Genomic DNA, 25236 nt, shown 5'->3' on the forward strand with positions numbered 1-25236 from the left:
AGCCAGGATCAAACTCTCCATAAAAGAAATTTGATTAGCTCAAATTGTTTTGCTGGCATCAATTTTGATGTCCAAAATTTTTGTTTTGTTCACCAGCAGAAGCTAGCTACTAAAAACTTGATTGATTACGTTTTGCTTGTTCAGTTTTCAAGGTTCATTGTGATTGCATCAACAGCAACCATTGTATTATAACATCTTTCTTTTTGTTGTCAAGCACTAAATTATTTTAATTTAGTTGTTCAAGAGACAACTCTCGAAATATATCATAATTAAATTCTAATGTCAACATTTATTTGAAATTTGCATTCTCAATGTCAACTCTTGCGTCGTCTTAGCGACAAGTAATAATTTATCATGATTCAAACAACTATGCAAGCATTTTTGAAATATTAATTCATATTTTTAAAATCTTTGATTTTACGAGCTATTTTACGTATTTTCTAGAGAGGTGAACTAATGTACGCTCGTGTTATACATGATTATTTGTTTAAATATACATTTCTTTTATATAAATCTCAACAAATAAAAATTAGAACTGGGCATATTTTAAATCAACTGTACATAAGGTTGAGCCTTATTTTTTAAAGTACTGCATAATTATTTTAATCGGTTTAGAAACAAAAACAGGAGCCACGGTACTTATTAAACCCCTTGACTCCTGCTATTTATGCGTGTCCTTTCTAATGAAGTCTATCATTTTAAAGGATAACGCCTTCTTATATATAATTATTTTGTAATATGACGCATAGTTGGGAATAATAGTACATCCCGAATTGAAGGTGAGTTTGTAAGGAGCATGATTAAACGATCGATACCAATACCTAAACCACCTGTTGGAGGCATGCCAAATTCTAATGCTTCAATGAAGTCATTATCCATCTCATGCGCTTCATCATTTCCTGCTGCCTTTTCAGCCATTTGTGCCTCGAAGCGCTCTCGTTGATCGATTGGATCGTTTAGCTCTGTGAAGGCATTCGCATGCTCACGGCGCACGATAAAGAGCTCAAAACGGTCTGTAAAACGCTCGTCCTCTGGGTTTTTCTTCGCTAGAGGAGAAATTTCTACCGGATGACCATAAACAAATGTTGGTTGTACAAGAGTTTCTTCAACCTTTTGCTCAAAGAACTCATTAATAATATGACCTACTTCATGAGCTTCTTTAACCTCAACTCCATGCTCTTTAGCAAGTGCTTGAGCTTGTTCTACAGTCATTGGTTGCCAGAAATCCACACCTGTCATTTCTTTTACGGCATCTACCATATGAACTCGTTTCCAACCCACAGTAAGGTTAATTTCATCTTCCCCATATTGAACTGTCGTTGTACCAAGAACTTCTTGTGCAACATGAGCAATCAGGTTTTCTGTTAAAGACATTATATCCTTATAATCAGCGTATGCTTCATATAACTCTATCATCGTAAATTCGGGATTATGACGAGTTGAAATTCCTTCATTACGGAAAACACGGCCAATTTCATATACTTTTTCTAGCCCACCAACGATTAAACGTTTTAAATGCAATTCAATTGCAATACGCATATATAATTCCATATCAAGCGCATTGTGGTGTGTAATAAACGGACGAGCCGCAGCACCACCAGCAATTGTATGAAGCATTGGTGTTTCTACTTCCAAGTATCCAGCATTATCTAAGTAATTGCGAATTGAACGAATGATTTTAGAACGAGCAATAAACGTTTTTTTACTATCTTCATTTGTCATTAAATCTAAATAACGTTGACGATAACGTTGCTCCACATCCTGTAAGCCATGAAATTTCTCTGGCATAGGGCGTAGGGCTTTTGTTAGAAATGTAAACTCCTCAGCCTTTACTGAAAGCTCTCCAACTTGCGTGCGGAATACATTTCCTCGAACTCCAACAATATCTCCGAGGTCAGCTTGTTTAAATAATTCATATGCTTCTTCGCCAACATGGTCTTGACGAACGTAAATTTGAATTTGACCACTTAAATCTTGAATATGTGCAAAGCCAGCTTTGCCTTTACCCCGTTTAGTCATAATGCGACCTGCAATAATTACTTCTTGTAGATGTTCTTCTAGCTGCTCTTTTGTTTGATCTGCAAATTGCTCACGTACTTCCGTTGATAAATGTGTACGCTCAAAACGACTTCCAAATGGATCTTGGCCGTTCTCTTGGATAGCCGTCATTTTTTGGCGTCTCACCAAAAGCTGATCATTTAACTCTTCTATATTTGACACTTATTTCACTCCTTATTAAATTGTCCGCTTTTACGTCCATAATATTTCTATTGTACACAATTTTATTGCTGTAATCATCTGTTTCAGTTTTTTTTCGAGATCAGCAAAAATGATTAATGATTCTGAAAATTAAAGTCCACAACAAAAAAAGCGTCTCTTTTAAGCATCGAGACGCCTTCTGGTAATTACATAATTAATTCTTTTGCTACTGGTACAATTAACTTAGACTCACTTTCTTCATAGTCTTGCACAAGACCATTTAACAAGGCGCGGAACTCAGAAGCTGTTTCTGTTTGATTAATAGCATTACGGGCTTTCCCGTTCCCTCTTACACCTTTTAAATACCATGAGGCATGTTTACGCATCTCACGTACTGCCACAATCTCACCTTTCAATTGAATAAGGCGCTCGAAATGAAGTAAACACACATCCATTTTTTCACGAACACTTGGCTCTTCCTTTAACTCACCTGTCTCAAGGTATTGAACTGTACGATAAATCATCCAAGGGTTGCCTAGGGCAGCACGACCAATCATCACAGCATCAACACCAGTTGTATCTAACATCCGTTTAGCATCTTGAGGTGTCTCAACATCACCGTTACCTAGTACAGGGATCTTTACATTTTCCTTTACTTGACGAATGATATCCCAATTCGCTTTTCCTTCATACATTTGCACACGAGTTCGTCCATGAACCGCTACAGCAGATGCACCTGCACGTTCTGCTGCCTGTGCATTCTCAACCGCAAAGATATGCTCGTCATCCCAGCCAATACGCATCTTTACGCTGACAGGTTTTTTTACAGCATCTACAACAGCCGCTACCATCTCATATATTTTATTTGGATCTAAAAGTAAACGAGCACCAGCTTCACATTTAATAATTTTATTAACCGGGCAACCCATATTAATATCAATAATATCTGCAGTTGTATTTACATCTACATACTTTGCAGCCTCTACTAATGTTGCCTTATCTCCGCCAAAAATTTGTAGTGAAAGCGGGTTTTCACGCTCATCTATATAAAGCATTCCTAAAGTTTTTTCGTTCTTATAGACGATCCCTTTATCACTAATCATTTCCGCATATACAAGCCCTGCTCCAAATTCTTTTACAGTTAGTCGGAAGGCAGAGTTACAAATTCCAGCCATTGGCGCTAATACGACACGGTTGTCCATAACAATATCGCCAATCTGAAACGGCTTCTCAGTTGCTTGACTCAATGTTGATTTCCTCCTTCGTTGGGTTTTATATATCCTACCTACAATACGATGAAATGATTGATCATCCATACACACAATTGTTAATTTATGATTGCAACATAACTAACTCTACTTAGACTCCAGCCATAGGGTTACACCTTCGTCTGCACAATTTAACTGTTGGCATAGGTTATGTGCTCGTTGTAATTGTTCTCCAGCAGGTACAGGTGTAATTTCTACCAACGGAACTAACACGAAAGCTCGCTCATACATTCTTGGATGTGGAATAATCAAGCGCTCCGTTTCAATATTTTCTTGATTGTAAAGCAAAATGTCAAGGTCTATGATACGAGGGCCCCATCTAAATTCACGTACACGCCCAAGTTCTTGTTCAACTGATTGGCATATGTTCAACATTTCAGAAGAAGATAGGGCAGTTTTAATATGAACTGCAATGTTTAAAAAATCAGCTTGATCAGTATAGCCAACAGCAGATGTTTCATAAACGGAGGAAATACGATCAACCTCAATCCCTTCGGTATCTTTTAAAAGCTCTACAGCGTGTTGGAGATTTTCTAAGCGCTCTCCCATATTCGTGCCGATAGATAAATAAACATCATTCATTAAAACTCACCCCTCGTTACTTCAACCGAAACTTCTTTATAGTAACCATGTATGGGTGGGTCTGGTTTAATAAGCTCTACACGAACACCCTTCACTTTATCTACGTATGTCTCTAATATACTATTTGCTATTTTCGTAACAAGTGCTTCAATTAGCTTTAAAGGCTCACCTTCAACGATATCACGGCAAAGCGCATAAACTTCAGCATAGTTTACCGTATAGTTTAGATCATCTGTTTCCCCAGCATCTGTCATATCTACCGCAAGTGAAACATTCGCCCGGAAGCGCTGACCAAGTGTTGTTTCTGCTGACAATACACCGTGATAACCATAAAACTGCATATCCTTTAAATGAATATAGTCCATTACGCTTCCTCCTTATAAATGCGTTTACCAATTAATACATCAGTCATATGGGTAGCTCGTGCCATTTCCTGTACATCATGAACTCGAATAATATGACACCCCTTTTCTATGCCATAAACAACTGTTGCACTTGTACCTTCTATACGTTCCTCAACAGGCAACTGCAAAACATTACCAATCATTGATTTACGTGATGTTGCTAGCAAAACGGGATAGCCCATTTCCACTAAATCGTTTAAATGTTGCATCATTTTTATATTTTGCTCTGTAGTTTTAGCAAATCCAATGCCTGGATCTAAAATTATATGGCTATCAGGGACACCAGCATTATGAGCAATGGCAATACTATTCTCTAAATCCATTCTTGCTGTTGTCCAAAAGTCTGAACTATAATCTGTATTTTTACGATTATGCATTAGAATAATTGGAACATCTAACTCTGCAGCGACTTGAGCAATCTCAGGCTCAGCCTTTGCACCCCAAATATCATTAATTATATGTGCACCAGCTTCTATTGCAGCACGAGCTACATTAGCCTTATACGTATCAATCGATATAATGGCTGGCACTTCAGCCACTAGCGCATGAATCACTGGAACAATGCGGGCTATTTCATCTTCATCCGAAATACGTGTATAGCCTGGGCGAGTTGATTCTCCGCCAACATCAATGATTTTAGCTCCTTCAGCTACCATTTTTTTCGCTTGTGCAACAGCGGATTCTACGTTATTGTATTTGCCACCATCCGAAAAAGAGTCTGGTGTAACATTTAAAATGCCCATCACAAACGTTTCTTTTGTATAGTCTAAAGTAATACCATTAATCGTTAATGGTGTTATATATTTTTCTAGCATGATAACGCTCCTTCTATCCTTGCTCTACTTCTTTAATAAACGCTTCATGTATACTCGAATAAATAGGTCCTTCCTTGCCTAGCAACAGTTTGTTTGCTAGTTTACGAATTGGCACAAGTTCTTGAATTGAATTTGTAATAAAGCATTCAGAACTATTCTCAACATCATTCTTCGTAAAGAATCCTTCCTTTACTTCAATGCCTAGAGATAACGCTTGTCTGATTACCCATCCTCGTATAATACCTGGTAAAATGCCTGTGTCCAAGGAAGGCGTATATAGTATATCATTTTTTACCCAAAAAACATTTGATGTTACACCTTCAGCCACAAAGCCATCTCTTGTTAAAAATAAGCCTTCCTGTTGTGCTAAGGATGGCATTTCAAAGCGACCAAGAACATTATTCCCGTAATGATGTGACTTAACGCGGATTCCCTTTTCAGGGGTATTACGAGGCGTCTCCAGCCACTGCGCATTTTTTTCTGTACCCCTAGGTGTAGACGGTAATTCTTTACGAAAAACAATCACATTGGGTTGCTTGTATTCCATTGGCTGCAACCCAATACCATGCTCCCCAGCCGATACATTTAGACGGAAATAACCATCCTGTCCATTAGACTGTTTATTTAATTGCCGAACAGCCTCTAGTAATGTATCTGAAGAATATGTCAAATGAATATGATATTGTGAGAGTGCAGTATGTAACCTTTCCATATGCATGTCCCACTCAAATACTTTATCTCCATATGTCCGAAACGTTTCAAAAAAGCCTAAGCCATATAAAAATCCATGATCATATGGTGAAATACGTAAATCTTGAGCTTCTATATATTCTCCGTTCATCCAACAATACATTTACTTCGCTCCCTCTACATACAATTCTATAAATTGACGCAGAAGCTTTTTTCCTTGCTCTGTCATTATGGATTCTGGATGATACTGTACACCTTCAATAGGATAATCCTTGTGGCGAATGCCCATAATTTCACCTTCATCTGTCCAGGCAGTTACTTCAAAGCATTCTGGCAATGTTTCCTTTTCTACAATGAGAGAATGATAACGAGTAGCCTGAAACGGATTTGGCATGTCCTTATGCAGACCTATGTTAGCATGCAATACAGGTGAGACTTTTCCATGCATCAAACGTTCTGCTCGAATAACATTTCCTCCAAATATTTGCGCTATCGCCTGATGCCCTAGACAAACACCTAAAATCGGAATATTTCCCGCGAAATAGTTAATAATGTTCAAGCTTTCACCCGCTTCATTTGGGCTACACGGTCCAGGTGAAATAACGATCATATCAGGTGCAAGTTGCTCAATATCCTTCACTGTTAACGTGTCATTTCTTTTCACAACTAGCTCATGTCCAAATTCCCCAAAATATTGAACAAGATTATACGTAAAAGAATCATAGTTATCTATCATTAAAATCATTTTGCTCGCCCCTCTGCCATTGCCTTTGCCTGCCACATTGCCTTCGCTTTATTCAAAGACTCTTGATATTCTCGCTGTGGAACAGAATCAATGACAATTCCTGCTCCTGCTTGAATATGTGCTACACAATCTTTTACAAAGGCCGTACGAATAACAATATTGAATTCCATATCACCTGTATAGCCAAGCCAGCCAATTGAGCCTGTATAAAGCCCACGTCTTACAGGTTCTAATTCTTCAATTATTTCCATCGTACGAATTTTTGGGGCACCTGTAATTGTGCCGCCTGGGAACATAGCACGGATAACATCTGCATTTGATCTACCTTCAGCGATTTCTCCCCGCACGTTAGACACTATATGCATTACATGTGAATAGCGTTCAATAACCATAAACTCATCCACCTCGACTGTTCCATATGTGGACACTCTGCCTAAATCATTGCGCTCCAAATCAACGAGCATTACATGTTCTGCTCGTTCCTTGTCGTTGTCGATTAATTCCTGCGCTAATACTATATCCTCTTCCTCAGATTTACCTCTTGGTCGTGTACCGGCGATTGGTCGTGTAGACAATTCATTACCATGGCGCTTCACTAAAAGCTCTGGTGATCCAGAAACAACCGCAAAATCAGGTGCTTCAATGTAAGCCATATAAGGGGATGGGTTGAAAGCACGTAATGCCTCATATACATCCATCGCTGATGCGGTTAATTTTTTAGATTGACGGACAGATAGGTTCACTTGAAATACGTCGCCTTGCGCTATATATGATTGAATTTTACCTACTGCTTCTTCAAAGTCAGTTCCCGCAAATGATACTAGCAATTCATTTTCATCATTTACTATTTCTACAGCACTTGTTTTTTCAAATTTACGGTCATTTAAACCTTCTTGAGCCGCTACATACCATGCATTAGCCCACTCTTCCAAATCAACATCGCTTTTTTCTAACTTCATAAGCGTGACTTTATTTGTATTCACATCATGCACAGCCCAGCAGTCGAAAATATAAAAGTATATATCAGGAATATGTAAATCGTCCTCTGCGGAATCTGGCAACTCTTCAATTTTTCGCGCATAATCATATGCTACAAACCCAATTGCACCGCCTTGGAATACTGGCAATGCAGCATTGTATGAAATTTGGTATTTCGCTACCAAATCCTCTAATAATGAAAGGGATTCACCGAGTAGAATTTCACTATCCCCATTTCGCCAATTCACAAGCAGACCATCCTTAACTGATTGCGCAGTGGCTAATGGATTCCATGCCCCTATTGTAAAATGCCCTCCACGTCCACTTTCTAAAAATACATGTGCTCGTTCTGCTTCTACTTGCTTTTTATAGCTATAAAAAAACGAATCTACATCCATCGTTATTGTTTTAGTTTTTATTGTCTTCAAGCTGCCATTCCCCTTTAAATCATTTGATGTGATTCCATCTTAACTTGAATATTGCTGAGAAGCGAATATTTTTAAATCGTTCCAATCAATTTCATACATAACAAATGCTCTAAAATGTTTACATGGTCTGGTCGTTGAGAGACTAGCTATCTATAGCCATAAAACTCATCACACGCCCTAAGACTTCCTTTTTAAAATTCTTTAACAGAAAAAAGACTCCTCGTTAAAGGAGCCTTTGTCAGCAAATCATTAGATTAGTCTTCAAATTGGTATAAAGGTGTTGATAAATAACGTTCACCATTAGATGGAACAATTGCAAGGACATTTGAGCCTTTGCCTAAACGTTTTGCTGTTTCAATTGCTGCATAGATAGCTGCACCTGATGAAATACCACATAAAATTCCTTCTTCACGCGCTACTTTACGTGCTATTTCGAAAGCAATCTCATTTTCAACAGGGAATACTGAAGAATAGATTTCTGTATTTAACACTTCAGGTACGAATCCAGCGCCAATACCTTGAATCTTATGCGGTCCTGGCTGGCCGCCTGAAAGTACTGGTGAATCCTTTGGCTCAACTGCAATAATTTCGATCTCTGGATATTTTTCTTTTAGTACAGCACCTGCACCTGTAATTGTACCTCCTGTACCTACTCCAGAGACAAATGCATCTAGTGTTAAACCATCAAACGCTTCAACAATCTCTGGACCTGTTGTCAAACGGTGAATAACAGCATTAGCAGGGTTTGTGAATTGTTGTGGTAAGAAGTAACCTTTTTCAGCCGCTAATTCTTCCGCTTTAGCAATTGCCCCTTTCATGCCTGATGGCCCCGGTGTTAAAACAAGCTCTGCTCCGTATGCACGTAATAAGTTACGACGCTCTAAGCTCATTGTTTCTGGCATTACTAAAATAGCTTTATAGCCTTTAGCTGCTGCAATCATTGCTAGACCAATACCTGTATTACCAGAAGTAGGTTCAATAATAGTACCTCCCGGCTTTAACGTACCGTCTTTTTCAGCTGCTTCAATCATCGCTAATGCTAGACGATCTTTTACTGAACTGCCTGGATTAAAATATTCTAATTTTACATAAACCGTTCCTTCGTTTTCACCTGTTGCTTGATTTAACTTTACAATTGGTGTTTTACCAACTAATTCAGCTACTGAGTTCGCTAATCTACTCATTTATTAATCCACTCCTAATTCCTACTATTTTTATAGGTTTTACTTATTTTGTATTTTATCAATTTTTCCATTCGATTGTCAATAAATAAAACATATATTTTCAGAATATTTATTGAAACTTAGAATTTATTTATCAAGCTTTGTGAAAACATGAAAAAAATCCGCCGAACTATCGAGAATATACCAATATGCTGATGACGCAAATCGTCTGCAGTTTTTTTGGCTCACCTATTCCGCAGATTTCTTGCAGATTCTTTCTTAAACGCATTGGAGCTACCTATTATTTATCTTTTTTCTCTTCTCCATAATACCAAGTTGCCTTGAATTCAGACCAAAATGCTTCTGGTGTAACAGATTGTGGTAATTGATCTAGCGCAAGCTCACGTTCAATATGCTCTTTCACATCTTCGTATGTAAAGGATTGTCCTTCTATGATCTCTTGGACTTTTACAATCCCATAATGACCGTTATTAAGCTTAAATGCTTTACTTACCTCATTTGCTTTTAATGCCATCGTTGCCTTTATAATTGCTGGATCGACATTTTCCTGTTTTTCTGTGAGAAAACCAATATCTCCACCCAAACTAGCTGAGGCACTATCTAAAGAAATTTCTCGTGCTAGCACGGAAAAATCAGAGTTATTTTTTAGCTCTTTTAATGCTTCCTCAGCAGCTTTTTTGGAATCCACTTCTATGAAATTCGTACGATAGCTCGTTTTTGTATTGTATAGTGATTGATTTTCTTCATAATATTTTTCAATACTATCTTCTTTTATTTCTACATCTTTTGTTAGTACCTTATCTAAAATAAGCTGTGAGCGTATTTTTTGTCGCAGTTGCTCAGCAGACAGATTTTGCATTGCCGTATCAAATTTATCCTGTGCAGAGCGCATTAGAGCAAGCTCTAAATCAATTTCTTTATCTGTTACTTTAATTTTAAATTTCTTAGCTGCCTTTTCCATCACAGATTCATTTACTAAATTTTGTAGTGTCTCTTTACCATAGCGTTCTTCCATGGCAACCATCCACTCTTGACGCGTGATAAACTCCCCGTCAACGGCAGCGACTTGTTCGTCGCTACCAATTTCTTGACCTTTATTTGGGATTAACCAAGCAATCAACCATAAAATATTTCCTAATAACAAAACGGCAATAACTGTTAAAGCTGGTTTCGTTTTTAAACGTCGTTGCAATAGGGGCGTTTGGTTTGGCGTTGCAGTGTTTGAAGGTCGACGATTACGCGTTGAGCTCATCAATATAACCTTCTAGTTCTTCTTTGGAGAAATGATATGCTTCTAAACAGAAATGACACTGTGCTTCAGCACCGCCATCTTCATCAATCATTTCTCGAATTTCCGCTGTCCCTAAACCTAAGATTGCAGCCCCAAAACGCTCTTTTGAACATTGACATTTAAACTCTACTGGCATGGAATCTAAAATCTGAAGATGATTTTCTCCTAATACTGCTTCTAAAATTTGCTCAGGCGTATGGCCTTTCTCAATCATTTTGGAAACGGGCTCTAATGTTGAAAGATGCTGTTCGATTTCATTGATTGTCTCTTCATCACAGCCGGGCATTAATTGAAGGATAAACCCTCCAGCTGCAAGAATCGTATTATCAGGATTTACTAAAACACCTAACCCCACCGATGACGGTACTTGCTCAGATGTAGCAAAATAGTAAGTAAAGTCTTCAGCAATTTCACCTGAAACGATTGGCGTTTGGCCTGAGAACATATCTCTTAAACCAAGGTCTTTAACAACCGTTAGAGCTCCCTCTGTTCCAACACCTGCGCGAACATCCAGCTTACCCTGTTCGTTTAAATCGAAATGAACGTGAGGATTTGTGACAAAACCTCGTACATCACCTTTAGCATTACTATCGATAACCATTGGACCAATTGGACCGTTGCCCTCAATTTTAATAGTGATTTTTTCTTCGCCTTTCAGCATGGCACCCATCATCACAGCAGCGGTCATAGATCGACCAAGGGCTGCCGACACTACTGGCCACGTATTATGACGGCGCTGAGCCTCCCCTACAGTTGCTGTTGTACAAGTTGCAAAAACACGAACTTGTCCGTTGAACCCTAAGCCTCGTACTAAATAGTCTTTCATAAATGAAATGTCCCTCATTTCCTATTGGTTGCGTTTATATAGCTTATATAAACCTTTTAATGTTAAAAACGGATCAACTACATCAATGACCTGCGTCTCTCCGGCGATTAAATTGGCTAAGCCGCCAGTCGCAATCACGAATGGCTCTTCCTTACTTTGTGCTTTCATGCGATTAACAATTCCCTCAACTTGTCCAACAAAACCATAAAAAATTCCGGCCTGCATCGCAGAAACTGTTGTTTTTCCTACAATATGGGTAGATCTCAATATTTCGATACGTGGTAGCCTAGCAGCTTGTGTATAAAGTGCCTCCGTAGAAATTGTTATACCTGGGGCAATTGCACCTCCCATGTAATCACCCTTTTCATTTAAGTAACAAAATGTTGTAGCAGTACCAAAATCAACAATAATTATTGGTGCTTTATAAGCATCTAGAGCCGCAATAGCATTTACAATACGATCGGAGCCAACCTCACGTGGGGTTTCATACTTTATATTCAAACCTGTTTTAACACCAGGACCTACAACAAGCGGTTTTTTACGGAAATATTTTTGACACATCGCTTCTAACGAAAACATTATCGGTGGTACAACCGAGGATATAATAATGCCGGTTATTTGTTCGAATGAGATGCCTGCATGATTGAAGAAAGCTGAAACTTGCATTGCGTATTCATCTTCAGTCTTGTGAAGGTCTGTCACCATACGCCAATGAAAGGCTAAATGATCGTTTTCATCATAGACCCCTAAAACGATATTTGAATTTCCTGCATCTAAAACTAATATCATAGTGACGCCCCCAATTTCTTGCACCTCATTGTCATTGTAACTGGCTCTATACATTTGATACAACTATACAAAGTGTAGTTGAAATAAAGTTAAAATACTTTTAAAAATGATACCATACTTTACACCCTACGAAATAGCATTCATACTCATTTTAAAAAGGAGCCACCCTCCTATTAAGTAGCTCCTTACAGTTTATTTAAAATTAAACTTTTCTGGATCTGGACCACAGCGTAGTCCATCATGCAATGCGTCTAACTGAGACATTTCTTTTTCTGTTAGTGCAAAATCAAAGACATTTAAATTCTCTGACATGCGTGTAGGAGTCATAGTTTTCGGAATAGTTACTACCTCATGCTGAACATCATAACGTAACACAATTTGAGCTGGTGTTTTGCTATATTTTAACGCCAGCTGCTGAATCAAGGCTTCTTCTAATAAAGCACCGTTCATCAGTGGGGACCATGCTTCTACTTGGATTCCTTTTTCCTTGCAGTATGCACGTACTTCCTCTTGTGTTAAATGTGGATGAAATTCAATTTGGTTAATGACAGGAATAACCGTTGCTTCCTTCAATAAATTTTCTAAATGATGCACATGAAAATTACTAACACCTATTGAGCGTACTCGTCCATCCTGATAAATTTTTTCAAGCGCTTTATAAATATTCATGTAATTATCATCGATTCCTGGCCAATGAACTAAATACAAATCTAAATATTCTAAGCCTAATTTTTCTAAACTGTTATCATATGCTGCAAGTGTTTCTTCATAGGAAAGTCCAGCATTCCAAACTTTTGATGTGACAAATAGCTCTTCACGTGTTACGAGCCCTTCCTCAATTGCTGTGCGGATTCCTTGCCCCACGCTTTCCTCATTGCGATATACTTGCGCTGTATCAATGCTACGGTAACCTTTTTTAATAGCTGTTTTTACGGCCTCAGCCAGGTCATCTCCTTCAGGTACTCGGAAGACACCATAGCCTACTAACGGCATTACTAAGCCATTATTCAATGTCACATTCTCCATATTTCCATACACTCCAATCTCGTTTGTTATACAGACTAATGTCCAAATAAAGCACCATAAGTAACTTCCTCAAAATCCTTTGACAACCAGACTATTCTAGAATCTTCTTAGTTAGAAATAGCAAGTTGTAAAAATGCTTATCTTGAAATTACGTTAGATAATATCTATATCCTAATACCTGTTAACGAAAAAAGGCAAAGAAAAAGACTGTTCACTTATTGTAAACAGTCTTTCTCAAATTAATCACGTTTTTCATCGATACCTTTTGGTGTATTATGATTGAGCTCTGAGCCCTCTTTTGGTAAATCAGCCGTTGTTGGATTTGGTTCTTTGCTAAGCAATTCCTTTTTAACAGTTGGCTCACCAACGATATCTAATGTTGGTTTAGTTTCAGCTTTAGGAGCTTTTTCTTCAACCACCTCAACAGCCTCTGGTTCTGGTAAGACGCCGTGATCACGTAAATGTTCGATTTCTTGCGCATTCAATGTTTCTTTTTTCATCAAAGTATTGGCAATTAAATCGAGTAAATGACGTTTTTCCGTTAGGATTCTCTTAGTACGCTGATATTGAGAGTCGATAATTTTTTGCATTTCTTTATCAATCTCATAAGCAATTGAATCAGAGTAGTTTTGATCCGAATTAAAGTCACGACCAAGGAATACATTACCACCTTGACTTGAACCAAATTGCATCGCACCAAGATTTTCACTCATACCATATTCAGTTACCATAGCACGAGCAATACTTGTTACCTTTTGGAAGTCATTATGTGCTCCAGTAGAAACTTCGCCAAGTACAATTTCCTCAGCGACACGACCACCCAAAAGCCCTGCAATACGGTCTAACAATTCTTGTTTTGTTGTAAAGAAGCGTTCTTCCTTAGGTAACATAATCGCGTAGCCTCCTGCTTGACCACGAGGAACGATTGTTACTTTGTGCACTGTATCCGCTTCATCTAGCTCTAAACCAACGACTACGTGACCAGCTTCATGGAAGGATACGAGCTTCTTCTCTTTTGCAGAATATACACGACTAGCTTTAGCTGGACCAGCGATTACTCGGTCAGATGCTTCATCGATATCTGTCATATTAATTGTACGTTTGCTTTTACGCGCAGCTACAAGTGCAGCTTCATTTAAAAGGTTTTCTAAGTCAGCCCCTGAGAAACCTGGTGTACGTTGAGCAACAGCTGCTAAATCAACTGAATCTGCTAAAGGCTTATTGCGTGCATGTACCTTAAGAATTGCTTCACGTCCTTTTACATCAGGATGACCTACTGTAATTTGACGGTCAAAACGACCTGGACGTAATAACGCTTTATCTAAAATATCTGGTCGGTTTGTTGCGGCAATAATAATAATACCTTCATTCGCACCAAAGCCATCCATCTCAACCAATAATTGGTTAAGCGTTTGTTCACGCTCATCATGGCCACCACCAAGACCTGCACCACGCTGACGACCTACTGCATCAATCTCATCGATAAAGATAATACATGGAGCGTTTTTCTTTGCATTTTCAAATAAATCACGAACACGGGATGCACCGACACCGACAAACATTTCTACGAAGTCAGAACCTGAAATCGAGAAGAACGGTACGCCTGCCTCACCTGCTACTGCTCGTGCAAGCAATGTTTTACCTGTACCTGGAGGACCTACAAGTAAGATACCTTTTGGAATACGTGCACCGATTTCAGTGAATTTGCGGTGGTCTTTTAGAAAATCTACCACTTCTACAAGTTCTGCTTTCTCTTCATCAGCACCCGCTACATCTGTAAAACGAACTTTTTTCTTTTGATCATCGTAAAGTTTTGCTTTGCTTTTACCAAAGCTCATTACTTTATTGCCGCCACCCTGTGATTGACTCATCAGGAAGAAGAATAAGAAAATGATAATGATGAAAGGAATAATCCCTGTAAAGAATTGAATCCATCCACTTGTTTCTGGTGCTGTTAAATAGCTAATATTACTATTCTTATCCTTAGCAGCCTCATCGATGCGCTCCATTAAAAATGGGTTATCACGTGGGATATTTGCAGTAAAGCTTTCCCCTTTTTCATACCCCTTTAGTGTACCTTCAACGATGTATACTGATTTATCAGGTTGAATTGTAGCTTTTGTTATTTCTTTCTTATCTAGAGCTTCTTGAAACTCTGCATAAGTTAACTCTTTCGTTGGTGCATTACTACCATTGAAAGTACCAAAAATACCGATAATCACTAGGAAAATCAGTAAATAAAATATGGTATATCGAAATATTCGATTCATCTCCAGCCTCCTCATTACAAACAGAAAAATTATAAGTAAAATCTTAACATATCATGATTTCATCATACAACGAAAAGCCCTACTTAAAAAAAGTTTGGTTCGCTTTTTGTCGAAATAGAAACATATTTATGTCATAATCACTGCATCCCAGCGTAATTGTACCTGTTCCTCGTTCTCAGCACAGCTAAACAATGTGTCAAGATTTCGAATTATTATTAATTCATTAAAAATCTGACCTTCGCTGAAGGCTTACTTTTCATAGCTGGGGGTATTTCGTTAACTCTTAGAAAGAATATACTTCTGGTTTTAAAATACCGATATATGGTAAATTACGATACTTTTCTGCGTAATCTAAGCCATATCCAACAACAAAGCCATCTGGTACTTCAAACCCAACATAATCAGCTGCTAAATTTACCTTACGACCTGATGGTTTATCTAACAATGTAACGATCTTGATGGATTTTGCTTTGCGGTATTTAAATAAGTCTACTAAATAACTTAATGTTAAACCACTATCGATGATGTCCTCGATAATTAATACATCACGTCCTTCAACGCTTGTATTTAAATCCTTAAGAATTTTTACTTCTCCTGACGACACTGTGGCATTTCCATAGCTGGAAACATCCATAAAGTCTAGCTCAATGAAAGAATCGAAACGCTTCATCAAATCCGTCATAAACGGCATTGCTCCTTTAAGAACACCAACTGCTAACGGGAATGAATCTTTGTATTCTGCAGTCAATTGCGCTCCTAGCTCAGCAATTCTTTCTTGCAATTGTTCCTCTGTAATCATAATTTTTTCGATGTCATTTTGTAACATGTCGATTCCTCCTCGTGTGTATCAAAAAATCTTCAACCTTTATGGTGAAATGTTTTACAAAGACCTTAGTCTACGATGAGCACTGTATCATCGTTTGGTTGCGGAGTGGTTGAAAAAAACATTCCCATACGCACACCAATTACCGCTACGACCTCATTAGATGGAGAAATCAGTAACGGCCAGCTATTTCGCTCATTTAAAGGAATCTTTTCATCTATAAAAAGGCGAGATAAGCGTTTTGGCTGATCCATTCCTTTTAACAGCATTCTATCCCCCTCCTTGCGAGCTCTAACATAGAGAGGAAGTTTGAGTCTGCTAGCGTTAAAATAAAAAAGTTGTGCAGTATCCGTCAGCAATTCAGACGATAAATCAGGCAACTTGACTACGCATAAACGTTCACCATTTGTCAGTGTTGTCCACCCATTAGCAGTCGAAATAATTTTTTTCTCAGGAGAAGTTTGACCTTCTAATGGTTCTTTCTTCTGAATCGATAATTTTCCGTAACGGCGAACTGCTAGAAATTCTTCTGGCAAGTGAACTTCAGCATACCCTGCTGTCGTATCACAAAGCTTTAAAATTGAAGTCAATAAAGCATAACTTTGTATCGTATTTGAATCTTTGTAAAGATAGTTTAATAGTATTAAAATGAGCCTCCTTTGTAAAGCAAGTGGTACCAATTGAAAAGCCTCAATTTCCATGCTATATGTATTTTCGTCTATTATTTTAATTATTCTAGAAAATACATCCTCCGCTAAAGTCATTAAATAGGCATCATCTTCTTGTAATTGTTCTGTAAAATGGGTCACTTGCTCGGTTACTCGTGGGTTTTCTGCCTCCAATAATGGCACCACATGATGTCTAAAACGATTACGTACATAGGTGTCCTTAAAGTTGCTAGCATCTTCACGGTAATCTAAACCTTGTCTAAGTAAATATTCCCTTATTTCAGACTTTGTAACCGTTAAAAACGGACGAATTAATGATTTTCCTGCAAAAAAACGCTGTGGCCGAATACCTTGCATACTGTTAATCGTTGCATTTTTAGTCAGGGCCATTAATACTGACTCCAGTTGGTCGTCCGCATGATGTGCAGTTACAAGCTTGCTAGCATTAGTTTCTTGCATGATCTCTTTAAAATACCGATACCTTTCTCTACGACAAATCAGCTGTGTATTCCCATTTTCTAAAGCCATAATCTCTGGTATTGGAATTGCTTTTGCATGTAAATATATTTCATGATTATCACAATATCTTTGGACGAAGACCCTATCCTCAGCAGACGCTTCTCCTCTTAACATGTGATCAACATGAATAGCCTCTACCTTAATTCCCCATCTTTCTTTTGTTTGAACAAAATAATGAAGCAAAGCCATGGAATCTACACCACCCGAAACGGCGATGAGAAGATGGTCGTCTTGCTGTATTAATTGCTCTTCTTCGATAAGTAATTTGACCCTTAATTCAAATGACAAACGCTTCTCCTCCCCTTTTCGCTGTCTATACTTTAATCATTTAACTCATAGAATATTGAACCGGTCTAAACACCGCCCAAGTCGGTACAACATGTGTAACCTCTAACATCAAAACTGTACAATCATCCTCTATATCATAGTGCTTTTGGAAAGACTGCATGATAGTCGTTAATTTTTCCTGTATAGATTTGGTAGTGCTCGCAACCTGCTGAGCATAAGCCAAAAACGATTCTTCTTGTTCATCCCAATCAGCAATACTTGAAAATAATCCATCAGAATGCATTAGAATAACATCCCCTGCTTTCAGTTTTCTTTTTTCTGCCTCAATTGCTGAAATGGATAAAAATCCAACAGGTGCTGCATTACTTTCAACTTTTAGTACCTCTTTCCCACGTAAGATATACGTAGACATTCCTCCTGCCTTCCATGACCATAAATCACCGTGCTGTAAATCGACAAGGGCAAAATCCAGTGTTGCATACATATCATCTTGTTGTTTTAAGGACATGACATAATGTAATGTGTGCATCGCAGTCTCTGGATTCATATTGTAATTTAAGCATTCCCGCATTAAATGTATTAATTTTCTACTTTCATGCTGTGCTTCTTTACTCTGTCCCATACCATCTGACAATAAAATAGCAAATAATCCTGGGTGCAATTGAAATAACGCATGGGAATCACCAGAATATAATGTTGCATCTTTTGACATACTATATATATCATACTCTACTTCAAAACTAATAGCTGACCTAAAGCTTACTTGAATATGGCGAAATGGTACATCTGATGTTACTACCTTTTCAATTTCAAACGGTTCTTCAAAAATATCATATAAAATCGGCAGTATCATCCTTTCTGCCAATGTTGTATCCTCTTCCCAATCGACTCTAGCTGGTGTGAGTGCACAGACAATTTTCCTTGCTCCAGGTTTATTACTCAGCACATCTAGCTGGAAGCATTCAATATTTGCCTCCTTTAGTTTTTGGATAATATCCTTTTCCACACTAACAAATGATATAGTGTCCTCCTTCATCTCTGCAATTAGTTGATTTAGATGATTGCTCATATCACGTAATTGAAGAGCAATCATTTTCTTTCCGTGGAAATATTGTCCATTAATACGCTCTCTGTATAGCTCCGTTTCTAACTCCTCGAAAATTTTTGTAGACTTCACACATTTATAACGAATTTGTTCCTCTGCTCGATGTATAGCAGATTCCTTCCCCACTCCCTTCATATGAAACCAATCTGTCATCAGCTTGTCCATACCGTTATTTTGAGCACCCCAGCAGCGATCATAACGGAAACAACTTAAGCATGTATTCATCGGTGACACTTCCTTTGCAGCCTCAACAGGAGTTGTCATAAAGCGTTCAAACACAAGTTCCTTCATGAATTGTACAAAATGCTGAAAATGCTCTAGTTTATAGGTGACATGCTCAGTCAACCAATTTTGACGGGCGAGCAGTATCTCCTCGCGTTGTGGAAACAGCTTGTCCCTCACCTTATCAGAATACTTTTTGGGAATGGTTAGAAAAGCTATACTCCCTACAGTAATGGATGTAAAATAAACGCTATCTAATGGTAATGTTGCGTCGTAAAATAGAAAAAATACACTAGGCAAGATGCTACCAGCCGCCACTCCAAATCTTCCTGCCCGAGCCCCCATTCCTGCACACAATCCAGTTAATGTTGCTACCGAAAGCATACCCGTAAAAGACAGCTTTGCAACGCCAATGAGCGTTCCAAGCACTGCTCCAATTACAGTTGCTAACGGTACACTTCCCACTAATGCACCAAAGCATATAAAGAGCTGCAATAAGAAAATGGGCAGAGAAAAATAACTAATAACAACTGTTTGCATCCCTGTAAGCATGGCGGCAAAAACTACTAGCCCAGAACCAAGCTTTTCGTATGTCCAATGACTCGTAAACCATTCATAGGAATTAACAAAAAGGACTTGCATAAAAAGAGTCATAATAAGCGCTAATGCAACTTCACAGCCAACATAAAATTGTACAAGCACAGGAGGCAAGCCCTGATACATAACCCCTTGCCATATCATTTGAACAAGCAATATAGCTAATGCAACTGCAATACTTTTGGGGAGCTTCCAGTACCGAAAACGCATGATACATTCATACATGGCAATTTGAAAGGCTAATATAACAACTTGTCCAAACCCAAGAAAGAATCCACCAATTAAACCACCAATTAAAACATATTTAGCATATTCCTTATACTTCGTTCGTATAATTGCCCAAAAAGGAACCGAGAAAGGTACAGCTGCTTCAAATACAACAGACTGAGCTAAAAAAAAGGATGTTATAAAAAATAAAGAGCCAATAAGCAACTGCCTTTTTTTCACTCCTAGTTTATGGTCAGCTACGTTCGCTGTGTCAAACCACTCAATACTTGTCATTTCACTATCCCCTTTCCACACTTTCGGCTATTATAAGAAATTATGCTTGGAAAGATTGTCTGACGGTGACAGGAAATATTTTAAAAATTTCGACGAATACATATGCATAAATACGAGAATTGGCAGCAATCTCTACAAAAATTTCAGCTACTTAAATATTAATTTGTTTTTTTATAAAATTAAATCGTCATCACAAATTGTTTTTAGATCTGTAAATATTAGCAACCATAGGATTAGATACCTCAATTGTTTTTTATCTTTAATGTATTTCCACTTTTCGTCATAAAAATAATGGTCAAAGCTTGCGCTGATAAGTTTCTACTTAAGAACAAAATATTTGCTAAATTTCCCACTTTTAAAATTACATTGGATGTATTTTTATTAATATTTTTTATAAAGCTACTTGACACTAGTGACAAAGGCTTGTATTATTTAACTTGTCGCTTAGAGCAGTTTGCGGAAGTAGTTCAGTGGTAGAACACCACCTTGCCAAGGTGGGGGTCGCGAGTTCGAACCTCGTCTTCCGCTCCATATATTTTTGGCGGCCTAGCTCAGCTGGCTAGAGCGTACGGTTCATACCCGTAAGGTCGGGGGTTCGATCCCCTCGGCCGCCACCATAGAGAGGCCCCTTGGTCAAGTGGTTAAGACACCGCCCTTTCACGGCGGTAACACGGGTTCGAATCCCGTAGGGGTCATCATAAAAAGGCGTCTCAGAAAATAATCTGAGACGCCTTTTTGGGACTTGAAAAACTGGAATCTAAAAGCCATGTATTTACATCGGAATTACAGAGATTGCTTTTTTCTCTATCCTTGCCTACTAATAATATGGCATACTATATAGAAAAAAGAACATGTTATTAGGAGGTTAATCCTTTGGGATCATTAACAAAAGCCGCCTTGATTTGTGGTAGCGGCTCTATGATTATTCTCATATCCATCCTTATTAATTTACCATTTGTCGTACAGATATTTTTACTCCTCACTGGACTAGCCATAAGTGTTTACGGTGTACTGTTACTTATAAAAATGATAGTAAGGCCAACTGTTAAATCCTCTGAGACTACTGTAGAAGAAACAACCGTATCAACACTTAAAAAGAAAAAAAGACCAACTTCAACGTTATAAAAAATCAGTAACTAATCGTTATAGAGGAATAGATGCGGGTGTAGCTTATTTATTCTTGTAGTTTGCACTAATTTTTTTCGTAGAGGAAGTAATCCATCATTTTTATAAGATAATGGATTCTTTTTTAAAACTAATAAAAAAAGGATTAGCTCTTTCAGAAAGCTAATCCCAACTCTATTTCATACACTTTTTCTACGATTAAAACAGTCAGCAAACTACCCTCTTCTAGCTCCGCGACCACCGCGTTTTGACTCTGTAGCACGTTTAAGCGTTGCTAGACGCTCATCACTATCTTTTAAGAAACGTGCCATTTTTTGCTCAAAATTCTCTTTTGGCTGGTGGCGCTCGTTACGATCGTTAGAACGATTGTCACGACGTGGGCGTTGAGGGCGCTCTGGTCTCTCAACTTGAGGCTTTGCTTTACGAATTGAAAGACCAATCTTTCCGTCCGCTTCAACATTCATCACTTTTACTTCAACTTCATCTCCAACTTTTAGATGCTCATTGATATCTTTTACATAATTGTCAGCAACTTCACTGATGTGAACTAAGCCTGTTTTGCCATCTGGCAGCTCAACGAATGCTCCAAAATTTGTGATTCCTGTTACTTTACCTTGTACCTTGCTGCCTACTTCAATTGACATAAAAAAAATGCTCCTCCTTAAAAATTAAGCGACTCTTTTGAGCCATGTAATCAATTTAATCAAACTTTTTACTACAATAAGTTTCTCTTTTCATTATATATAACAATAAAAGAGTGTCAACAATACATAGCTCTTCAGTCGTCTTTTTTATCCTTCTTTTCTGGAATAATGAAAATTATTTCTCCTTTTTCGGATAAGAAATACTCTTTACGTAACATCTTTGCGATATATTCATCATCTTCTAATTGCTTAATTTTAAGATTTAATGAATCCCGTTCATTTTTTATTTCTGTAAGATGCTGATTCGCTTCGTCCCTTTTCTTCTCTTTTTCAGCCAAAACTTCATTTTGATGGAAAAGTATATTAACGAGAAAAGCAATAATAACGACTGGTACAATCGCAAAAAAGACAATTCGGCGTATTTTTCGTTTACGAGCTTGTTTTTTACGATTAATAGCTTTATCCGTGTTACGGACATAGTCATTATCAAGTTTAGTAAAGTTTTGTTGGTCATCATTTGATGAATGACGTTTAGTCATGCCCGCACCTCCGAAAATTATTGTTGTTTCTTATTATACTTGATAAAACTAAATTTTTTTAAAAAAGTGTTGGACAAATACGAATAAATTTTGACAAAAGGTCTTAAAACAAACACAAAAATGTTTATAATTATTTTCAAAATTTGTCGAATAATGGTGATAATTAATCGTAAGATGAACCAGAAGGGTCTCCATGTTATATTTACCAAAATCCTTGCAATGAAACGTAAAAAAGTTTGAAAAAACGTTTGATACAAAAAGATTCCGGCAATCTGCGCCAGCGGGTCATAAGCCCGCCAAGCGCCATCTTTTAGCCAAAATAATAAATAATACGTCAGCCCTCCTAGTAGAATCCAAGTGAGTAATTCAAATACCATCATCCACTTTCGAAAGCTTGACCTTTTTGGAGTTGAAAAAACAATGAGCCTAACACTATCAATTATAAACCCAACTGCTATACCGCTCAATACCATGACTAATAGCTGAACAAATTGTTCACTAACAATCATCCAAACAATTTATGAAGGAAACCTTTCGAGAAGCCACTTTCTTCCTCGTCATACTGTAAGGTCTTTACAGTTCCTTCAAGTGTCAATAGTCCTTTATCAACATCTAAATGAACGATATGCAGTTCCTCTCCACGGATTAACAAATGCCCTTGGGACGTCTTAATGAAAAATTCTTCCTGATCAAAGCGTTCAATTGATTTTACAGAAGTCATGTCCATTCTTTTACGATTACGAATCGTTAAAATATGTTCTCCAGATGGAATTGTGTAACGATTACTTTCTTGATGTAGCGTCATTTTCTTCCTCCTTTAGTCGTCCTAGCTTCTGTTCACTTTATGCGGACAACCTCCAAAGCATGACAACTTTATTAAAGTTATCTACTCCTTTTGCTTTGATTGCTAAGAAGGAATTCAGAAAAAGTAACTGCTTATATTCAATTAATCTTCATCATCAATGAACTCTGGCTCTATTTTATCCAAACGCTCCTCTTTTAAAATCGTAAACATTTTTGCAGCGTCTTCTTTTTTCACAGTGTCCCGCAATTCATCTACACGTGCAGTGACAACTTTTTGCCCAAAACGAATAGCTAGCTCATCACCAGCTTTTACTGTACTACTTGCTTTTGCGATCTTTCCATTTATCGTAATACGACCTTGGTCCGCCACTTCTTTCGCTAGTGTACGGCGCTTAATTAAACGGGATACTTTTAAAAATTTATCTAATCTCATATTTTACTCCTTTTCTTTTCGCTTAGCTTCATTCCAGAAAGCATCTAATTGTTCTAAAGTATAATTAGAAAAAGGCTTTCCACTTTCTTTTACCCTTTTTTCAACATAACCAAATCGTCTCGCAAACTTCTCATTTGCATGTAACATTGCCTCTTCAGGAGATAGTTTATAAAAACGTGCTAAATTTACAAGCGTGAATAATACATCTCCAAACTCATCAAGACGTGACGCATTTGTACCTTTTGTTACTTCATGACGAAATTCCTGCCATTCCTCTGAAAACTTATCCCATGCACCATCCACATCGGGCCAGTCGAAACCTACTTTTGCTGCTCTTTTTTGATAATTAAAAGCTGTTTGAAGGGCAGACGATGACCTATATTCTTCTTCCAATAGTGGCTTATCACTCACACCCTTCTCCTGTGCTTTTATAGCTTCCCAATTGGCTACGACATCTTCCGCATCTTCTACTGAAACATCTCCAAAAACATGTGGATGGCGACGAATCATCTTTTCACTAATGGAAGCTAAAACGTCTTCCAATGTAAAGTAACCCTGATCTTCTCCTATTTGCGCATGTAAAAATACTTGTAATAGTACATCTCCAAGCTCCTCAATCATAGCAAAGTCATCCTCTGCATCCACAGCCGCCAAATATTCATGAGCTTCTTCTAGTAAATATTTTTTCAGGGACTCATGTGTTTGCTTTTGATCCCAAGGACAGCCGTTTGGACCTCTTAGAACAGCGATAATTTGCCTGAATGTTGACCAATCTCGCAATGCCTCTTCCTGTGATTTTACAGGTGGTACATAAACCGTTGTTAAATTATTCACCTCTACACTTTGATCAAGCTCATAAAGTGGTACTGTTATCAATTTTTCCTGTGATGATCCTGCGGCTGTAACCACCGTAACAGGGTATTCATCATCATATTTTTCCATTAATGTAAGCTTTACTTCAGAGGCGCTGAATGTGTCATATACTTGGGCAATTAAAATATGCTGACGCATGTTAATGTCATGCATAGTAAAGCTAGTACCATCAAACAATTGAAAGCCCTCAATTGGGTCAATTTTTAACGCTCCAAAGATTGGGTCTAAAAAGCTTTGTCCTCCCTCAATGACTAAATTTATTCTTCCTTCATCTGAAGCAGCAATCAGTAATTGAACCGTCTGCTCAGCAACAAGTGGGTGCCCTGGAACAGCGTACATAACATCAGCAAATGCTGTTGCTTGGACAAGCTTTTCTACAATTTCCTCATACACAGGCTGGAATGAACTATGTTTTTCATACACAGCATCAAAGCTTTCAAACTGTAAGCCCTCTGCTGACAATGCCTCGAGTACGGGATGATCCACCGTGCGAACAAATAATTTTTGTGCCGCCTTTAATTTTTTATAAACACCCATTTGCAGCTGATCAAAATCCCCTGCACCTAAGCCAATCACTGTTAAAGTTTTCAATTAATCCAC

General features: G+C 37.9%; 25 protein-coding genes and 3 tRNA genes. 5 read left to right on the top strand and 23 right to left on the bottom strand.

Annotated features, from left to right (window positions below):
• Nucleotides 1–192 (top strand): hypothetical protein (locus ACQKIM_RS14890; protein ID WP_427545222.1); only part of this gene is annotated, 192 nt, incomplete at its 5' end.
• 534 nt (nt 193–726) lie between these two features.
• On the opposite strand, the gene lysS is transcribed toward ACQKIM_RS14890, so the two are convergent.
• The 17 genes from lysS to ACQKIM_RS14975 form a co-directional block, all read right to left on the bottom strand.
• The gene (gene lysS / locus ACQKIM_RS14895; RefSeq protein ID WP_427545224.1) at nt 727–2220 is read right to left on the bottom strand and encodes a lysine--tRNA ligase; all 1494 of its coding nucleotides are present in this window, start codon (nt 2218–2220) and stop codon (nt 727–729) included.
• Between the two features lie 185 nt (nt 2221–2405).
• A complete protein-coding gene (dusB, locus tag ACQKIM_RS14900; protein WP_427545226.1) occupies nt 2406–3446 on the bottom strand; it encodes a tRNA dihydrouridine synthase DusB in 1041 nt (346 codons plus the stop codon).
• A gap of 108 nt (nt 3447–3554) precedes the next feature.
• Nucleotides 3555–4049, bottom strand: a complete 495-nt coding sequence (folK, locus tag ACQKIM_RS14905; protein ID WP_427545228.1) for a 2-amino-4-hydroxy-6-hydroxymethyldihydropteridine diphosphokinase — start codon at nt 4047–4049, stop codon at nt 3555–3557.
• Nucleotides 4049–4414 (bottom strand): dihydroneopterin aldolase, encoded by a 366-nt coding sequence (folB, locus tag ACQKIM_RS14910; RefSeq protein ID WP_427545230.1) that lies wholly within the window; start codon nt 4412–4414, stop codon nt 4049–4051. Before folB ends, folK begins: the two co-directional genes overlap by 1 nt.
• Entirely contained in the window at nt 4414–5268 is an 855-nt protein-coding gene (gene folP, locus ACQKIM_RS14915; RefSeq protein ID WP_427545232.1) for a dihydropteroate synthase, read from the bottom strand. The genes folB and folP overlap by 1 nt, the downstream gene beginning before the upstream one ends.
• Before the next feature lie 13 nt (nt 5269–5281).
• Entirely contained in the window at nt 5282–6121 is an 840-nt protein-coding gene (gene pabC / locus ACQKIM_RS14920; RefSeq protein WP_427545234.1) for an aminodeoxychorismate lyase, read from the bottom strand.
• Nucleotides 6122–6703, bottom strand: coding sequence for an aminodeoxychorismate/anthranilate synthase component II (gene pabA / locus ACQKIM_RS14925; protein WP_427545236.1), 582 nt, complete (start codon nt 6701–6703; stop codon nt 6122–6124). It lies immediately after the preceding gene.
• Nucleotides 6700–8109, bottom strand: a complete 1410-nt coding sequence (locus tag ACQKIM_RS14930) for an anthranilate synthase component I family protein (protein WP_427545238.1) — start codon at nt 8107–8109, stop codon at nt 6700–6702. The genes pabA and ACQKIM_RS14930 overlap by 4 nt, the downstream gene beginning before the upstream one ends.
• Nucleotides 8110–8363: 254 nt before the next feature.
• Nucleotides 8364–9293, bottom strand: coding sequence for a cysteine synthase A (cysK, locus tag ACQKIM_RS14935; RefSeq protein ID WP_427545240.1), 930 nt, complete (start codon nt 9291–9293; stop codon nt 8364–8366).
• 280 nt (nt 9294–9573) lie between these two features.
• Nucleotides 9574–10545, bottom strand: coding sequence for a peptidyl-prolyl cis-trans isomerase (locus ACQKIM_RS14940; RefSeq protein ID WP_427545242.1), 972 nt, complete (start codon nt 10543–10545; stop codon nt 9574–9576).
• On the bottom strand, nt 10529–11410 hold the full coding sequence (hslO, locus tag ACQKIM_RS14945) for an Hsp33 family molecular chaperone HslO (RefSeq protein WP_427545244.1): 882 nt from the start codon (nt 11408–11410) through the stop codon (nt 10529–10531). Before hslO ends, ACQKIM_RS14940 begins: the two co-directional genes overlap by 17 nt.
• A gap of 21 nt (nt 11411–11431) precedes the next feature.
• Nucleotides 11432–12199, bottom strand: coding sequence for a type III pantothenate kinase (locus ACQKIM_RS14950; protein ID WP_427545246.1), 768 nt, complete (start codon nt 12197–12199; stop codon nt 11432–11434).
• 192 nt (nt 12200–12391) lie between these two features.
• The gene (locus ACQKIM_RS14955) at nt 12392–13225 is read right to left on the bottom strand and encodes an aldo/keto reductase (protein ID WP_427545248.1); all 834 of its coding nucleotides are present in this window, start codon (nt 13223–13225) and stop codon (nt 12392–12394) included.
• A gap of 239 nt (nt 13226–13464) precedes the next feature.
• Nucleotides 13465–15495: an ATP-dependent zinc metalloprotease FtsH gene (gene ftsH, locus ACQKIM_RS14960; protein ID WP_427545250.1), complete on the bottom strand. Its 2031-nt coding sequence runs from the start codon at nt 15493–15495 to the stop codon at nt 13465–13467.
• A 283-nt stretch (nt 15496–15778) separates the two neighbouring features.
• Nucleotides 15779–16321 (bottom strand): hypoxanthine phosphoribosyltransferase, encoded by a 543-nt coding sequence (hpt, locus tag ACQKIM_RS14965; RefSeq protein WP_283870272.1) that lies wholly within the window; start codon nt 16319–16321, stop codon nt 15779–15781.
• A 65-nt stretch (nt 16322–16386) separates the two neighbouring features.
• Nucleotides 16387–17793, bottom strand: coding sequence for a tRNA lysidine(34) synthetase TilS (gene tilS, locus ACQKIM_RS14970; protein ID WP_427545252.1), 1407 nt, complete (start codon nt 17791–17793; stop codon nt 16387–16389).
• A 40-nt stretch (nt 17794–17833) separates the two neighbouring features.
• Complete coding sequence (locus ACQKIM_RS14975) at nt 17834–20218, bottom strand: SpoIIE family protein phosphatase (RefSeq protein ID WP_427545254.1); 2385 nt, start codon at nt 20216–20218, stop codon at nt 17834–17836.
• A gap of 456 nt (nt 20219–20674) precedes the next feature.
• On the opposite strand from ACQKIM_RS14975, the gene ACQKIM_RS14980 reads away from it, so the two are divergent.
• From ACQKIM_RS14980 to ACQKIM_RS14995, 4 genes are all read left to right on the top strand, one after another.
• Nucleotides 20675–20749, top strand: a tRNA-Gly gene (locus ACQKIM_RS14980).
• Between the two features lie 9 nt (nt 20750–20758).
• Nucleotides 20759–20835: transfer RNA gene (locus ACQKIM_RS14985), tRNA-Met, on the top strand.
• Nucleotides 20836–20841: 6 nt separating this feature from the next.
• Nucleotides 20842–20913 (top strand) — tRNA-Glu (locus tag ACQKIM_RS14990).
• A gap of 178 nt (nt 20914–21091) precedes the next feature.
• The gene (locus ACQKIM_RS14995; RefSeq protein ID WP_427545256.1) at nt 21092–21343 is read left to right on the top strand and encodes a hypothetical protein; all 252 of its coding nucleotides are present in this window, start codon (nt 21092–21094) and stop codon (nt 21341–21343) included.
• A 215-nt stretch (nt 21344–21558) separates the two neighbouring features.
• On the opposite strand, the gene ACQKIM_RS15000 is transcribed toward ACQKIM_RS14995, so the two are convergent.
• The 6 genes from ACQKIM_RS15000 to mazG all read right to left on the bottom strand — a co-directional run bounded on the left by ACQKIM_RS15000 (nt 21559) and on the right by mazG (nt 25227).
• The gene (locus ACQKIM_RS15000; RefSeq protein ID WP_219363866.1) at nt 21559–21987 is read right to left on the bottom strand and encodes a S1 domain-containing RNA-binding protein; all 429 of its coding nucleotides are present in this window, start codon (nt 21985–21987) and stop codon (nt 21559–21561) included.
• Between the two features lie 134 nt (nt 21988–22121).
• Nucleotides 22122–22526: an FtsB family cell division protein gene (locus ACQKIM_RS15005; RefSeq protein WP_427545258.1), complete on the bottom strand. Its 405-nt coding sequence runs from the start codon at nt 22524–22526 to the stop codon at nt 22122–22124.
• 17 nt (nt 22527–22543) lie between these two features.
• The gene (gene yabQ, locus ACQKIM_RS15010) at nt 22544–23035 is read right to left on the bottom strand and encodes a spore cortex biosynthesis protein YabQ (protein ID WP_427545260.1); all 492 of its coding nucleotides are present in this window, start codon (nt 23033–23035) and stop codon (nt 22544–22546) included.
• Nucleotides 23032–23331: a sporulation protein YabP gene (gene yabP, locus ACQKIM_RS15015; protein WP_004229167.1), complete on the bottom strand. Its 300-nt coding sequence runs from the start codon at nt 23329–23331 to the stop codon at nt 23032–23034. Before yabP ends, yabQ begins: the two co-directional genes overlap by 4 nt.
• 141 nt (nt 23332–23472) lie before the next feature.
• Nucleotides 23473–23763 (bottom strand): RNA-binding S4 domain-containing protein, encoded by a 291-nt coding sequence (locus tag ACQKIM_RS15020; RefSeq protein WP_427545262.1) that lies wholly within the window; start codon nt 23761–23763, stop codon nt 23473–23475.
• A 3-nt stretch (nt 23764–23766) separates the two neighbouring features.
• Nucleotides 23767–25227 carry a nucleoside triphosphate pyrophosphohydrolase gene (gene mazG / locus ACQKIM_RS15025; protein WP_427545264.1) on the bottom strand — a complete coding sequence of 487 codons (1461 nt, stop codon included), beginning with the start codon at nt 25225–25227 and terminating at the stop codon, nt 23767–23769.
• Between the last annotated feature and the right edge of the window lie 9 nt (nt 25228–25236).

It is taken from the genome of Lysinibacillus sp. NPDC047702, assembly GCF_050272555.1.
Taxonomy (GTDB): Bacteria; Bacillota; Bacilli; order Bacillales_A; family Planococcaceae; genus Lysinibacillus.